This is a genomic window from Vogesella aquatica (genome assembly GCF_028548455.1).
Lineage (GTDB): Bacteria > Pseudomonadota > Gammaproteobacteria > Burkholderiales > Chromobacteriaceae > Vogesella > Vogesella aquatica.
The window spans coordinates 86,211-100,733 of the sequence record NZ_JAQQLF010000008.1; the positions used below are offsets into that span (position 1 = coordinate 86,211).

Genomic DNA, 14,523 nt, shown 5'->3' on the forward strand with positions numbered 1-14,523 from the left:
GTTTACAGCGCCCAGGAGCCGATATCGGCGTCGTTGCCTTCGCCACCGGGCTCGCCGTCGGCGCCCAGGCTCCAGATATCCACCTCACCATGGCTACCTGGCGCGGCGTACTGGTAGGGGTTGCCCCATGGGTCGTTGGGCAGGCGCTCCAGGTAGCCGCCCGGCTTCCAGTTTTTCGGCGCCGGGCCGCTGGTCGGCTTGCTCACCAGCGCTTGCAGGCCCTGCTCGGTGGTGGGGTAGCGCGTGTTATCGAGGCGATAGAGCTTGAGGCCCTGCAGCATGGCGCCGATATCCTGTTTGGCGGCCACGATGCGCGCCTCGTCCGGGCGGCTCATTACCTTGGGCACCACCAGCGCGGCCAGCACGCCGAGGATGACGATGACCACCATGATCTCGATCAGGGTGAAGCCGCGCTGGGCGGCAGAGTTGAGGCGTTTCATGTGAGCTCCCTTGGGCAATGGATGGCCGGCAACGCGGGCCGGCGTAAAATCAGTCGCTGCTGGCTGCGACATCCGGCAGCCACATCAGCAGGTCGGTAACGCCCACGTCCACGCCAGCCTGGCTCAGCAGGGTGCTGGCCTGGCCGCGATGGTGGGTCTGGTGGTTGAAAAAATGCAGCAGCACGCCGCCCAGCGCCTTGACGCATGCATCACCGCGCATAGCCTGGTAGGCCAGGTCTTGCGCCAGCACGCGTTCATCCAGCGTGGCGGCCCATTGCTCGATCAAGCTATCCAGTTGCTGGCGCAGCGCAGCCAGCTCGGCAAGGTTGGCCGCAGGCCGGGCGTCCAGTGCCACGGGCTGCGGCCAAAGCCGCACAGGCTGCAATACTTCGGCACCGTATGGCAAGGTGGCAAAACGTCGCAGCCAGACGGTATCGCCCACCACGATATGGCTGAGCGTGCCGAACAGCGAGCCGAAAAATGCGCCACGATCGGCATGCAGGACATCATCCGGCAGGCTGGCAGCGGCTTGGTACAGCTTGTCGTTCATGCCGCGATTGTAGGCGGCCAATTGGCGGATGGCGGCGGGGGTCAGCATGGCGTGGTTCCGGTGTGGGCGTGCCATTCGGCCAGCTGCAACGGCAACAAGGCAAACAGCATCACACTTGCCGGCGGCGATACCGCCTCGGCCAGCAGCCGTTGTTCCTCTGCCAGCAAGCGGCCCGTGCGTTCGGCATCTATCGGGTTCATGCGTCACCTCACCATCTGGTTCATGTCGATGATCGGCATCATGATGGCCATCACGATCAGCAACACCAGCCCGCCCATCACCAGAATCAGCAAGGGCTCCATCAGCGTGGTGAAGGTGGCCAGCTTGCGCTCTACTTCTTGCTGCTGCTGGACGGCAGCGCGGTCCAGCATGTCGGCCAGACGGCCGCTGGCTTCGCCGCTGCCGATCAGGTGGATCAGTACCGGCGGAAACTGGCGCGTACTGCCCAGTGCCCGCGACAGGGCCATGCCTTCGCGCACTTTGGCGGCGGTGTCGGCGATGGCGTCCTGCATGGGAATCAGGCTGACGATGCCGCGCGCGGTGTCCAGCGCGGTGAGCAAGGGCACGCCAGAACCCACCAGAATGGACAGCGTGCTGGCCATGCGTGCGGTGTTGAGCGCCTGTAGCAGGCGGCCGATAACCGGCAGGCGCAATAGTTGGCCGTGCCAGGCGCGGCGTAGCGCCGGCACCTGCAGCATGCGCCAGATGGCAGCGGCTGCGGCCACGATCAGCAGCAACAGCACCACGCCCCAGTCGCGCAGGAAGTGGCTGCTGGCCACCAGCATGCGCGTCAGCAGCGGCAGCGTTTGCTTGCTTTGCGCAAACACGCTCACCACCTGCGGCACCACGTAGGCCATCAGCCCGCCCACCACCAGCAGCGCCACCACGGTGACTACCGCCGGATAGGCCATGGCCAATGCCACTTTTTGCTGCGTGTGCTGGCGCTGGTCCAGGTAGTGCGCCAGTTTGGCCATGACCTGCCCCAGATGGCCGGACTGCTCGCCACCCTGCACCAGCGAGCGGTACAGGCTGTTGAACACGGCTGGCGCGCCGGCCAGCGCCTGCGCCAGCGATTTGCCTTCCAGGATATCGCTACGCACCTGCGCCAGTACGGCACGGGTGCGCGGGTGCTCGCTTTGCTCGGTGATGGCGGCCAGCGCGCGCTCCAGCGGCAGGCCGGCGTCCAGCAGCGTGGCCAGCTGCTGGGTGAACATCACCAGCTCGGCACGCGGCAAGCCACGCGCCAGCAGCGAGCTACCCTGGCGTGGAGCGGCCACGCTGTCGAGCTCCAGCGGCAGCAAGCCGCGCTCGCGCAACTGGGCGCGGGCGGCGCGGGCGGAGTCGGCCTCCAGCAGGCCGCCGTGTTCCTTGCCGGCGGCGTCGAGGGCGGTGTACTTGAATGCGGCCAACTCAGCTCCTCGTCACGCGCAGGATTTCTTCGAGGCTGGTTTCGCCGCCGCGTACCCAGCGCAAGCCGTCGTCGCGCAGGCTGCGCATGCCGCACGACGCGGCATGCGCGCGCAGTTCGGCTTCGCTGGCGCGGTCGTGGATCAGCTTCTGCAGCGTGTCGTCCACTTGCAGCAGCTCGTACACGCCGTAACGGCCGCGATAGCCGCTGTTGCTGCACGCCGGGCAGCCCGCCGGGCGGTAATGCAGCACGCCCGGCTCGCCGTCCAGTGGCAGCGGGTGCAGCTGCTTGCACTGCGGGCACAGGCGGCGTACCAGCCGCTGCGCCATCACGCCCAGCAGGCTGGACGCCAGCAGAAAAGGCTCCACGCCCATGTCGGTGAGGCGGGTAATGGCGCTGGCGGCGTCGTTGGTGTGCAGCGTGGCCAGCACCAGGTGGCCGGTGAGCGAGGCTTGCACGGCGATCTGGGCGGTTTCCAGGTCGCGGATCTCACCGATCATCACCACGTCCGGGTCCTGGCGCAGGATGGCGCGCAGCGCCTTGGCAAAACTCATGTCGATCTTGGCGTTTACCTGCGTCTGGCCCACGCCGTCCAGGTGGTACTCCACCGGGTCTTCCACGGTCATGATGTTGGTGTGGCGCGCGTCCAGCCGCGATAGCGCGGCGTACAGCGTGGTGGTCTTGCCGGAGCCGGTGGGGCCGGTCACCAGCAAGATGCCGTGCGGCTGGCGGATCAGGCCGTCCACTTGCCCCAATATATCGGCGGCCATGCCCAGCGTGGCCAGGTCCAGCCGCGCGGCCTCTTTATCCAGCAGCCGCAACACCACGCGCTCGCCGTGGCTGGTGGGCAGCGTGGACACGCGCACATCGACGGGGCGGCCGCCCAGCCGCAGCGAGATACGGCCGTCTTGCGGCAGCCGTTTTTCGGCGATGTCCATGCTGGCCATGATCTTCAGCCGCGACACCATGGCGGCGTGCAGCGCACGGTGCGGTGTCACCACGTCGCGCAGCGTGCCGTCCAGCCGGAAACGCACCAGGCTGCGGTCTTCAAACGCTTCGATATGGATGTCGGAAGCGCCGTCGCGCAGTGCCTGCGTCAGCAGCGCGTTGATCATGCGGATAATGGGCGCGTCGCCTTCGGACTCCAGCAGGTCTTCCACCTCGGGCAGCGAGTCCACCATGGCGTTCAGGTCCAGGCTGTCGCCGATATCGTCCACTACACCTGCCGCGCCGTCGCTACGGTTGGCGTACAGGCTGGACAGGCGGCGGTCCAGCTCGTCTGCGGCCAACGTTTCAAGGTGATCGGGCGCGCCGTGCAGGCGCAGTACTTCGCTGATGGCGCTGGCCGGGGTTTGGCTATCGAGCAGCAGCACGCGGCCATCGGGGCCGTCTTCCAGCACGATGCGCTGGCTACGGGCAAAGGCAAAGCCCAGCACCGGGTGGCGGGCTACGCTCATGGTTTGGCCACGCGCTGGCTATCCGGCTGCGGCAGTTTGCCGCTTTGCTGCAGCTGTTGCAGCAGGCCGCCGGCCGGCGACGACTGGTAGGCGTCTGCGGCATTCAGCGGCAGCTTGCTGTCCTGGCGCTGGCGGTCGCCGATCACATAGTCGTAGCGGTCGCTGGCCAGGCCGCGCGCGCTGCCATCGTCACGCAGGATGGTGGGCTTGAGGAACACCATCAGGTTGGTTTTCTTGCGCTGTTTTTGCTGGTACTTGAACAGCCAGCCCAGGCCGGGAATATCGCCCAGCAGCGGGACTTTGTTCTCGCCATCGCTGACCGCTTCCTGGATCAGGCCGCCAATCGCCACGATGCTGCCATCGTCCACGGTGACGGTGGTTTCGATGGCACGCTTGTTGGTGGTGAGGCCGGCGGGGTTATTGCGGCTGGTTTCTTCTACCGACGACACTTCCTGCAGGATTTTCATCTTTACCAGGCCGCCTTCGGAAATCTGCGGTGTCAGCTTCAGCGTCAGGCCCACGTCCTTGCGTTCGTAGGTCTGGAAGGGCGACGATACGCTGCTGTTATTGCCACCGGCAGTGCCGGTGTTGCTGTAACTGCCGGTGAGAAACGGCACGTTCTGCCCGATGACGATCTTGGCTTCTTCGTTATCCATGGTCATCAGGTTCGGCGTGGACAGCACATTGCCTTCGGCTTCTTTTTCCAGCGCTCGTGCCAGCAAGCCCAGGTTCAACACCTGGCCGATACCCGGAATGGTCACGGTGCCCTTGCTGATGCCCACTGTCAGGCCGCTACTGCCAGCCATCGCGCTGATGCCCGCCGCACCGCCGGTCGCCACATTCAGGATGCCGGGGTTGCCCGTAGCCGGGAAATTGGTGCCGCCAATGACGCTGGTGCCGCCATTGCCCAGGCCGGACAGCGACTGCCACTGCATGCCGACTTCCTGCGCCCGCTCGGCCGATACTTCTACCACCAGCGCCTCGACAAACACCTGCGCGCGGCGGCGGTCCAGCATGTCGATCACATTGCGCAGGTTCTGGTACATGGCATCCGGCACGTTCATGATCAGCGCATTGTTGGCCACATCCGCCTGGATGGTGCTGCCCAGCGCGCCACCATTGCTGTCAGCCGCTTTGGTACTGCCTGCTGTGCCAGGTGCCTGGCCATTGGCAGGCGTGCTGGCAGCCGCTGTGGGTGCCGCCTCGCCGGACAGCAGGCTGCGCAGGGTTTGCGCTACCCGCGTGGCCTCGGCATTACGCAGGTACACCACGCGCACATTGGCACCGGCCTGGCTAGGCTGGTCCAGCAGGGTGAGCAGGTTTTTTACCTTGGCCAGGCGGCCACTGGTGTCGGCGCGCACCAGCAGCACATTGCTGCGCGCGTCCGGCACGATGGTGATACGGCCGCCGTCAGCAGCGTTGGCCGCACCGGTACTGCCTTCCTGCAATAGCTTGTTCAGCTGGCTGGCCATTTCGATAGCCGAGGCGTACTTCACCGGCAGCACCACGCTATCGGCGGCGCTGGCACTTTCGATACTGTCGATAATGGCTTCGATACGGCGGATATTGTCGGCGTAGTCGGTCACCACCACGGCATTGGCCTGCGGCATGGCCGCCACGGTGTTGTTCGGGGAAATAATGGGGCGAATCACCGGCACCAGCTGGTTGGCGCTGCCGTGCCGCAAAATGAACACCTTGGTAATCAGGCGGTCGCCGTCACCGCGGCGCGCATTGCCTACCCGGGCGTGCAGCTTGGCATCGGCTTCGGGCACGATCTTGATCACGCCGTCACTTTCTACCGCGCTAAAGCCCTGCATGCGCAGGCTGGACAGCAGAATCTGGTAAGACAGCTCGCGCGGTACCGGGCGCGCCGACACGATATTCACCGTGCCTTTTACCCGCGGGTCCAGCACGAAGTTCTTACCGGAAATCTCGCCGATGGCTTTGACCACCGTATCGATATCCACATTGACGAAGTTCAGCATTACCGGCTCGTCGGGCGCGGCAAAAGCGTGGCAAGCAAATACCAGTGCCAAGGCACCGGCCAAACGGGCTATCTGCATGATTGTATCGATCTGCTTTTCTATTGTTCAGATACCGTGGCGTCTTGCACCACACCGGCTACGGCGCCAGCGTAGCGCCAACGTAAAACCTGGGTTCACACCCTGCCGCTTACCGCTCAGCCCTGCGGGGCCGGCGCATCCCTTTGCGGCAGACCATCGTTTGCCGGCGGTACCGCCGCCGCGGGGGCCTGCATGGCTGGCTGGGTTGCAGGCATGCCAAACAGCGGCGGCTGGGCAGGTGTCTGGCCAGCCACACTGTCTGGCTGTGCCTGGCGGCTCAGTGCCACATTCAGCTCGCTACCATCCGGCTGGCGCAGTACAACCCCGCCCCCGTTCACCCGCAGCAACAACCAGCCACCTGGCGTTTTGTCACCGGCGCGCACGGCAATTTTCTGGCCATTTTCCAGCAAGATGGCGAAATCCTGACGCGAGCCCTGACCGCCACCCAGTACACCCAGTACCGTCACGGGCGGCGCAGCCTGGCTAGCCGTAGCGTCTTGCACCACACCAAACCAGGATTGCTGGGCGACGCCACCGGCAGCTGCCAGCGGCTGCGGCTGGGTCAGCACGCGCAGGGATGGCGAAGCCGGCAGCAAGGCCAGAAAAGTGGCCACTAGCCACCAGCCGGCAAACAGTGCTGCCAGCCACGGCAAAAGGGCTGGCACGCGGCCGATGTGGCGCAAAGCACGTTGCGGCATGGACATAAGACGGGGCATTCCGGAACAGACAAAAGTGGGAGATTAATGAAGAGAGCATGGATGGGCAAGCATCCTGCACGGGTAGCATTGCCAGCATATGAAAAGCCCCCATTCATTTGAAAGGGGGCTTCGCGGGCAAAACAGCTTAGAACAGTGCTGCGTCCAGTGCCAAGACACTATCTGCGCCACTCACGATGGCGGCAGCCAGGCCACCGGTTTGCGGCAGCAGATGCTCGGCGTAGAAACGCGCAGTGATTTGCTTGGCGGCCAGGAAATCGGCGTCGGCACCTTCATCACCCTGCTGTGCTTTGGCGATCAGCGCGGCGCGGCCCATCATCCAGCCACCCAGCGTAATGCCCATCAGCTTCAGGAACGGCACCGAACCGGCTGCGGCCAAGGCGGGCTGGCTAGCAAATGTGCCAACGATGAAGTCCACGCAACGCTCGGCGTCTTTCGCGGCAGCTTCCAGGTTGGCCGCCATGCTGTCGAAACCGGCTGCCGCCAGCTTGGCCACGGTGCTGCGCACTTCTTCCAGCAGCCAGCGCGCAGTAGCGCCGTTTTCGCTGGCGGTTTTGCGGCCGATCAGGTCCAGCGCCTGGATGCCGGTAGTGCCTTCATAGATGGCGGTAATACGCGCGTCGCGGCAGTACTGCGCCACGCCGGTTTCCTCGATATAGCCCATGCCACCGTGGATCTGCATGCCCAGGCTGGTGATCTCGTTGGCCTGCTCGGTGTTCCAGCCTTTGACGATAGGAATCAGGAAGTTCACCAGCGCCTGGTTGCGCGCCGCTTCGCTGGCTACCGGGTGGCGGGCGGCGCGGTCGAGCGCGGCGGCGGCGTAAAAGGCCAGCGCGCGCTGCGCTTCGATCTGGGCGCGCATGGTCATCAGCATGCGGCGTACGTCAGGGTGCTGGATGATGGCTACACCGGCCGGGTCCGGGCTGCCCACGGCGCGGCTTTGCACGCGGTCGCGCGCGTACTCCACCGCCTTCTGGTAAGCACGCTCGGATACCGCCATGCCTTCGATACCTACACCCAGGCGGGCGTGGTTCATCATGGTGAACATATAGCCCAGGCCCTTGTTGGCCTCGCCCACCAGGTAGCCGATGGCACCGCCTTCGTCGCCAAAGCTCATCACGGCCGTAGGGCTGCCGTGGATGCCCAGCTTGTGCTCCAGTGACACGCAGCGCACATCGTTGCGCGCGCCCAGGCTGCCGTCGGCATTCACCATGAACTTGGGCACGATGAACAGCGAGATGCCCTTTACGCCAGCGGGGGCGTCGGGCAGACGGGCCAACACCAGGTGGACGATGTTGTCCGCCATGTCGTGCTCGCCCCAGGTAATGAAGATTTTCTGGCCGCTGATCTGGTAGCTGCCATCGCCTACCGGGATAGCCTTGCTGCGTACCTGGGCCAGGTCGGAGCCGGCTTGCGGCTCGGTCAAGTTCATGGTGCCGGTCCACTCGCCAGTGGACATGCGTGGCAGGTAGATGGCTTTGAGCTCGTCGGAGGCGTGATGGTTGATGGCCTCGATGGCGCCCAGCGTCAGCATCGGCGCCAGCGAAAACGCCAGGTTGGCCGAGCACCACATTTCTTCTGCGGCCAACGCTACCAGCGCCGGCAAGCCTTGCCCGCCAAACTCGGCCGGGGCACGCAGGCCTACCCAACCGGCTTCCACGTACTGCTGCCACGCCTCCTTGAAGCCTTCGGCGGCGGTAACGGTGAAATCCGGCGACCATTTGGCGCCCTTGTCGCCCTGCTTGTTGATGGGGGCCAGTACGCCTTCGGCAAATTTGGCGCCCTCTTCCAGAATGGCATCGACCAGCTCGACCGAGCAGTCTTCGTAGCCCGGCAGGCTGCAGACAGCCGGCAGCTCGGCCAGCTCATTCAGGGCAAAACGGATTTCCTTGGCGGGTGCCTGGTAGATCATGAAATTACTCCTCGATTAACTCGTCATCGTGCAAAAAAACCGGTCACCGATCCGGCTGATGGCAAGCCCACGCTGCAGGCAGCGTGCATTTCCCCAGACGAACCGGTAAACCGGCTTTCTTGTATGGCGTGGCACCGTAGCACCACGCCTTGTTTTATGGTGAACCGGCCCACGACCTGCCGAGCGGCGGCGACACTGCGTTGGAAACGCCTTGTTTTACCTAGGCTTGCGCAATCGTGAACCCATTCATACTGCAGTATTACTTGGCCAGCTCGGCCATCAGCTCCGGCACCACGGTGAACAGGTCACCTACGATGCCGTAGTCGGCTACCTGGAAGATCGGCGCTTCTTCATCCTTGTTGATCGCTACGATCACTTTGGAATCTTTCATACCGGCCAGGTGCTGGATGGCACCGGAAATGCCCACCGCTATGTACAGCTGCGGGGCCACCACTTTGCCTGTCTGGCCTACCTGGTAGTCGTTTGGCGCGTAGCCGGCGTCCACCGCAGCGCGCGAGGCACCCACGGCGGCGCCCAGCTTGTCGGCCAGCGGCTCGATCACGGCTTTGAACTGTACGTCCGAACCCAGCGCACGGCCACCGGATACGATGATCTTGGCGGCGCCCAGCTCAGGGCGGTCGGACTTGGTCAACTCCTGGCTTACAAACGACGACAGGGTCGCGTCTGCAGCGGCAGCGATGCTTTCCACGTTGGCCGCACCACCTTGTGCCGCCGCTTCAAAAGCGGTGGTACGCACGGTGATCACCTTGATGGCGTCGGCAGACTGCACGGTCGCCAGCACGTTACCGGCGTACACCGGGCGTACGAAGGTGTCGGCAGACTCGACAGCGATAATGTCGGAGATCTGGGCCACATCCAGCAGCGCAGCCACGCGCGGCAGCAGGTTCTTGCCGTAGGAGGTTGCCGGGGCCAGCACGTGGCTGTAAGCGGAAGCCAGGCCAACCACCAGCGGCGCCAGGTTTTCGGCCAGGCCGTGCGCGTAGGCTGCGCTATCGGCCAGCAGTACTTTGGCCACACCGGCTACCGCCTTGGCAGCGTCGGCGGCGGCAGCGGCGTTGTGGCCGGCAACCAGTACGTGTACCTCGCCCAGCTTGGCTGCGGCGGTAACGGTATTGAGGGTGCCTGCTTTCAGGCTCTGGTTGTCGTGTTCAGCGATAACGAGAATAGCCATGGCTTACAGCACCTTTGCGTCGTTTTTCAGTTTGGCTACCAGTTCGGCAGCATTGGCAACCTTGATACCGGCGGAGCGCTTGGCAGGCTCGGCCACTTTCAGGGTTTTCAGGCGCGGGGCCACGTCTACGCCCAGGTCAGCCGGGGTGGTTTTATCCAGCGGCTTTTTCTTGGCGGCCATGATGTTAGGCAGCTTGACGTAGCGCGGCTCGTTCAGGCGCAGGTCGGTGGTCACCACGGCTGGCAGGCGCAGCTTGATGGTTTCCAGGCCGCCGTCCACTTCGCGGGTCACGTCGATGGTTTCCGCAGCCACGTCTACCTTGGACGCAAACGTACCCTGGCCCCAGCCCAGCAGGGCGGCAGCCATCTGACCGGTCTGGTTGGCATCGTCGTCGATCGCCTGTTTGCCCACGATCAGCAGCTGTGGCTGCTCTTTGTCGGCGACGGCTTTCAGCAGCTTGGCCACGGCCAGCGGCTGCAGCTCGGCGTCGGTTTCCACCAGAATGGCACGGTCAGCGCCCATGGCCAGTGCGGTACGCAGCGTTTCTTCACACTGCTTCACACCCATGGACACCACCACGATCTCGGAAACCTTGCCGGCTTCTTTCAGGCGCACGGCCTCTTCCACGGCGATTTCGTCAAACGGGTTCATCGACATCTTGACGTTGGCCACATCCACATCGGTGCCATCGGCCTTGACGCGCACTTTCACGTTGTAATCGACAACGCGTTTCACAGCGACTAGAGCTTTCATATTCCTCCAGCAGACTCTTCAGGTTTTAACGACTCGCCGATACACCAGCAGGCGCTTCATTGATGCTAGCACCACACCTTAATCAAACGAGCGTTTAATTGGTAGACTGACGACAATAAAAATGCAGTACAACAGGGGTAGGCAGATATTACGCCATTTCCCCGCAATTTGCATTTGGGGCAAAGCGTGGCAGAATGCAGCGCAACATTGAGCATGTCATAAGCAGAAAAACAGGCAGGAACACCGCAAAAGCAGTGCTGGCAGAGGGCTGGCGCTGCAAACAGCCGCCCGCAAAGGAGTTTTCATGACCGTTTATTTCGAAGACATCAAACTTGGTGACAGCGCCGAGTACGCCAAAACCATTACCGAAGCCGACATCCTGATGTTCAGCGCGGTATCCGGCGACGACAACCCGGTGCATATCAATCAGGAGTACGCCGAGAGCTCGATGTTCCAGACCCGCATCGCCCACGGCATGCTCACTGCCAGCCTGATCTCTACCGTAGTCGGCACCCGCTTGCCGGGTAACGGCACTATTTACCTGTCGCAATCCACCCGTTTCAAAGCACCCGTAAAAATCGGCGAAACCGTGACTGCCCGCGTGACAGTGACCGAGCTGGACCCGGCAAAAAAACGCGTGAAGTTTGCCACCGTCTGCCTGGTAAAAGGCAAAGCCATTCTGGAAGGCGAATCGCTGGTGATCGCCCCGTCGCGCGAAGCCTGATATGGGCAGCCTGCAGCTTATCCCGCTGACGGATGACACAGGACAAATCACCAAGCCCGAGCTGCTGCAAAGTGCGGCGGCACTGCACCGGCAGCTACGCCCGATGCTGCCGGAAGATGGCTTGGCCTATCTGAGCAAGATGCAGCGTGTATGCCGCTATGGCGCACGCCTGGTACTGGCATGTAACGAGCAGGGCCAGCCTTTGGGCCTGGCGCTATACCGCCTGTATGAAAACACCTACGAAGACCTGCGGCTGTATGTCGACGATCTGGTTACCGATGAAGCCGCCCGCTCGCAAGGCGTGGGCAGCCAGTTGATTGCCTGGTGCGAGGCTCACGCCCGCGCGGCCGGCTGTGGCTATATCGTGCTGGACTCCGGCACCTGGCGTACCCAGGCGCACAAGCTGTACTTCCGTCTGGGTTTTGTGATTTCCTCGTTCCACTTCACCAAATCCCTGTAATACCCGGGTTGGCCGCGTGCGGCCAACCTTATTCCCCTGCCGCCTTGCCTAGCTGCTGCAGCAATGCCCACTGCACCGACTCGCGCAATACCTCATCCTCGGCCTGAGACTGCTGTTGCAGCGCGGCAACAATGCCTGTGGCGTACGGGGCATTCCCCAGCGCAATGGCAATATTGGACAGCCATTTGGCGTAGCCGATGCGGTAGATCGGGCTACCGGCCATGCGTTGCTGGAAATCCGGCTCGCGCCAGGCAAACAGCGCCAGCAAGCTGACGGCGTCCAGCCCGTGGCGCACGGCAAAGTCGGCCTCGGCTGTCGGCACCGCAAAACGGTTCCACGGGCACACCAGCTGGCAATCATCACAGCCGTAAATACGGTTGCCGATCAGCGGGCGCAGCGGCTCGGGGATAGCCCCCTTCAGCTCGATGGTCAGGTAGGAAATGCAGCGGCGCGCATCCACGGTATACGGTGCCACAATCGCCCCGGTAGGGCAGGCATCGATGCAGCGGGTACAGCTGCCGCAGTGCCCTTCTTCTGCCGCGTCTTCCGGCAAAGGCAGGTTGGTCAGGATTTCGCCCAGGAAAAACAGCGAACCCTGCTTTTTGTTCAGCAGCAGGGTGTGCTTGCCGCGCCAGCCCTGCCCCGCCTGCGCCGCCAAAGCCACCTCGGCCAGCGGGGCGCTATCGGTAAACACGCGAAACTGATGCTCGGGCACAGCCAGGCTAATCTGCTCGGCCAGCTTCTGCAGCCGGTTACGCAGCACTTTGTGATAGTCCCGCCCCAGGGCGTAGCGCGAAATATAAGCCTGATCAGGCTGCTGCAATACCGCCTCGGCAGCGGCAGCGCTCTGTGGCCAGTAGTGCATGCGCAGGCTGATCACGCGCAGCGTTCCCGGCACCAGCTCGGCCGGGCGCACCCGCAGTGCACCATGACGTGCCATGTAGTCCATCTCGCCGTGATAAGCTGCGGCCAACCAGCTGGCCAGGCGCTGCTCGGCCTCGGGTGGCAGCGCCGCCTGCGTGATGCGCGCCTCGGCAAAGCCCATGTCATGCGCCCACCGCTTGATTTGGCTGGCCAAATCGCGATAATTCTCGTTTTTACAGGATATTCCACTCATGGCAACGGATGATACCAGTGTCAGCGCCGGCTACCTTGCCGATGAAGCTGCAACGTTGCAGCTGGGCAGCCAGCTGGCTAGCGCCTTGCTTGGCGGGCTGCAGCTGCAGCTGGATGGCGACCTCGGCGCGGGCAAGACCACCTTCACGCGCGGTTTGCTGCAGGGCTTGGGCTACAGCGGGCGGGTAAAAAGCCCGACCTATACCCTGGTAGAAAGCTACCCGCTGCCTGCGCTTACCCTGCACCATTTCGACCTGTACCGCTTTAACGACCCGGAAGAATGGTACGACGCCGGCTTTGCCGATTATTTTGCCGACGATACGGTCTGCGTTATCGAATGGCCCGACAAAGCCGCCGGGGTGCTGCCAGCGCCAGATCTGGTACTGAAACTTAGTGTAGATGGCGATGGTCGCAGCTATCGCCTTCATGCCCACAGTGAAACAGGACACCTATGTCTCAAGCACTTCATGACGCACTGCGCCGCAAGCTGATCGGCGCGGCTGCGGCCACTTTTCTGCTCACGGTCAGCCGTGTGGGCCTGGCGGCCAGCAGCCAGATCGTTGCCGTGCGGGTGTGGCCGTCATCCACCTATACCCGCCTGACTATCGAAGCCGGTAGCGAGATCCGCTACAAGCACTTTGCTCTGGCCAACCCGAACCGCCTGGTCATCGACCTGGAAGACGTGCAGCTCACTGGCGTGCTGCAAGAAATCAGCGGCCAGATCCAGTCCGCCGACCCGTTTATCCGCACCGCACGCGCCGGCCAGTTCAACGGCAACACCGTGCGCCTGGTACTGGATCTGCGCAACGAAGTGAAGCCGCAGATTTTCTCGCTTAAACCGGTAGGCGAATACCAGCATCGCCTGGTCGTAGACCTGTACCCGGCCAACGCGCAGCAGGATGACCCGCTGCTGGCTCTGCTGCAGGACTACAACAAGGGCCAGCTGGATAATAGCGCCCCGCGCGGTAACAAGGGTAAAGCCGACCCGGCACGCCCGGTGGTCATCATGATCGACCCTGGCCACGGCGGTGAAGACCCTGGTGCGGTAGGCCCAAGCGGTACGCGCGAAAAAGACGTGGTGCTACGCATCAGCCGCCAGCTGAAAAAGCTGGTGGACGCCGAAAAAAACATGAAGGCTTATCTGACACGCGACGAAGACGTATTCCTGCCACTGGGCGTGCGCGTGGCGAAAGCGCGCAAAATCGGCGCCGACCTGTTTATCTCGGTGCACGCCGACGCGGTAGAAAACCGCACCGCACGCGGCTCGTCGGTGTTTGCCCTGTCCGAAAACGGCGCCACCAGTACCATGGCGCGCCTGCTGGCCAAAACGCAGAACGATGCCGACATGATTGGCGGGGTCAAGATTGCCGGCAAGGACAAGTACCTGGCGCATACCTTGTTCGACCTGACCCAAACCGCCACCATCAACGACAGCCTGAAACTGGGCAAGGCGGTGCTGGGCAAAATGGGCGGACTGAACAAGCTGCACAAGGAAAAAGTAGAGCAAGCCGGCTTTGCCGTGCTGAAAGCACCGGACATCCCTTCCATCCTGGTGGAAACCGCTTTCATCAGCCACCCGGAAGAAGAGCGCAAGCTGGTCGACCCTGCTTTCCAGCAAGATATGGCCGAGGCCATCATGTCCGGCGTGCGCACCTACTTTGCCCAGGGTGCGGTGATTGCACGTACCTGAAGGTTGGCCGCACCCGGCTAGCCATGAAAAAAGCGCTGCCTT

The 14,523-nt window shown here is 63.2% G+C and carries 15 protein-coding genes; 4 read left to right on the plus strand and 11 right to left on the minus strand.

The window, feature by feature from the left end; all coding sequences use genetic code 11:
* Positions 1–2 precede the first annotated feature (2 nt).
* The 10 genes from gspG to PQU95_RS07720 form a co-directional block, all read right to left on the minus strand.
* The gene (gene gspG, locus PQU95_RS07675) at positions 3–440 is read right to left on the minus strand and encodes a type II secretion system major pseudopilin GspG (RefSeq protein WP_272751444.1); all 438 of its coding nucleotides are present in this window, start codon (positions 438–440) and stop codon (positions 3–5) included.
* 49 nt (positions 441–489) lie between these two features.
* On the minus strand, positions 490–1,038 hold the full coding sequence (locus PQU95_RS07680) for a DinB family protein (protein ID WP_272751445.1): 549 nt from the start codon (positions 1,036–1,038) through the stop codon (positions 490–492).
* Positions 1,032–1,190 carry a hypothetical protein gene (locus PQU95_RS07685; protein ID WP_272751446.1) on the minus strand — a complete coding sequence of 53 codons (159 nt, stop codon included), beginning with the start codon at positions 1,188–1,190 and terminating at the stop codon, positions 1,032–1,034. The genes PQU95_RS07680 and PQU95_RS07685 overlap by 7 nt, the downstream gene beginning before the upstream one ends.
* Positions 1,191–1,193: 3 nt before the next feature.
* Positions 1,194–2,399 (minus strand): type II secretion system inner membrane protein GspF, encoded by a 1,206-nt coding sequence (gspF, locus tag PQU95_RS07690; protein WP_272751447.1) that lies wholly within the window; start codon positions 2,397–2,399, stop codon positions 1,194–1,196.
* 1 nt (position 2,400) lies between these two features.
* Entirely contained in the window at positions 2,401–3,855 is a 1,455-nt protein-coding gene (gspE, locus tag PQU95_RS07695) for a type II secretion system ATPase GspE (RefSeq protein WP_272751448.1), read from the minus strand.
* A complete protein-coding gene (gspD, locus tag PQU95_RS07700; RefSeq protein ID WP_272751449.1) occupies positions 3,852–5,918 on the minus strand; it encodes a type II secretion system secretin GspD in 2,067 nt (688 codons plus the stop codon). The genes gspE and gspD overlap by 4 nt, the downstream gene beginning before the upstream one ends.
* A gap of 116 nt (positions 5,919–6,034) precedes the next feature.
* Entirely contained in the window at positions 6,035–6,622 is a 588-nt protein-coding gene (locus PQU95_RS07705; RefSeq protein ID WP_272751450.1) for a hypothetical protein, read from the minus strand.
* Positions 6,623–6,761: 139 nt separating this feature from the next.
* The gene (locus PQU95_RS07710; RefSeq protein ID WP_272751451.1) at positions 6,762–8,546 is read right to left on the minus strand and encodes an acyl-CoA dehydrogenase C-terminal domain-containing protein; all 1,785 of its coding nucleotides are present in this window, start codon (positions 8,544–8,546) and stop codon (positions 6,762–6,764) included.
* 259 nt (positions 8,547–8,805) lie between these two features.
* Positions 8,806–9,738 carry an electron transfer flavoprotein subunit alpha/FixB family protein gene (locus PQU95_RS07715; RefSeq protein ID WP_272751453.1) on the minus strand — a complete coding sequence of 311 codons (933 nt, stop codon included), beginning with the start codon at positions 9,736–9,738 and terminating at the stop codon, positions 8,806–8,808.
* Between the two features lie 3 nt (positions 9,739–9,741).
* Positions 9,742–10,491, minus strand: a complete 750-nt coding sequence (locus PQU95_RS07720; RefSeq protein ID WP_272751454.1) for an electron transfer flavoprotein subunit beta/FixA family protein — start codon at positions 10,489–10,491, stop codon at positions 9,742–9,744.
* A gap of 304 nt (positions 10,492–10,795) precedes the next feature.
* Here PQU95_RS07720 and PQU95_RS07725 point away from each other — a divergent pair, with 304 nt between their 5' ends.
* Positions 10,796–11,215 carry a MaoC family dehydratase gene (locus tag PQU95_RS07725; protein WP_272751455.1) on the plus strand — a complete coding sequence of 140 codons (420 nt, stop codon included), beginning with the start codon at positions 10,796–10,798 and terminating at the stop codon, positions 11,213–11,215.
* 1 nt (position 11,216) lies between these two features.
* Complete coding sequence (locus PQU95_RS07730) at positions 11,217–11,675, plus strand: GNAT family N-acetyltransferase (protein ID WP_272751456.1); 459 nt, start codon at positions 11,217–11,219, stop codon at positions 11,673–11,675.
* Positions 11,676–11,703: 28 nt separating this feature from the next.
* On the opposite strand, the gene queG is transcribed toward PQU95_RS07730, so the two are convergent.
* Positions 11,704–12,792: a tRNA epoxyqueuosine(34) reductase QueG gene (queG, locus tag PQU95_RS07735; protein WP_272751458.1), complete on the minus strand. Its 1,089-nt coding sequence runs from the start codon at positions 12,790–12,792 to the stop codon at positions 11,704–11,706.
* Here queG and tsaE point away from each other — a divergent pair.
* Positions 12,791–13,282 carry a tRNA (adenosine(37)-N6)-threonylcarbamoyltransferase complex ATPase subunit type 1 TsaE gene (tsaE, locus tag PQU95_RS07740; protein WP_272751459.1) on the plus strand — a complete coding sequence of 164 codons (492 nt, stop codon included), beginning with the start codon at positions 12,791–12,793 and terminating at the stop codon, positions 13,280–13,282. The two genes, queG and tsaE, sit on opposite strands and share 2 nt — an antisense overlap.
* Positions 13,243–14,481 (plus strand): N-acetylmuramoyl-L-alanine amidase, encoded by a 1,239-nt coding sequence (locus tag PQU95_RS07745; RefSeq protein WP_272751460.1) that lies wholly within the window; start codon positions 13,243–13,245, stop codon positions 14,479–14,481. Before tsaE ends, PQU95_RS07745 begins: the two co-directional genes overlap by 40 nt.
* Positions 14,482–14,523: the final 42 nt, after the last annotated feature.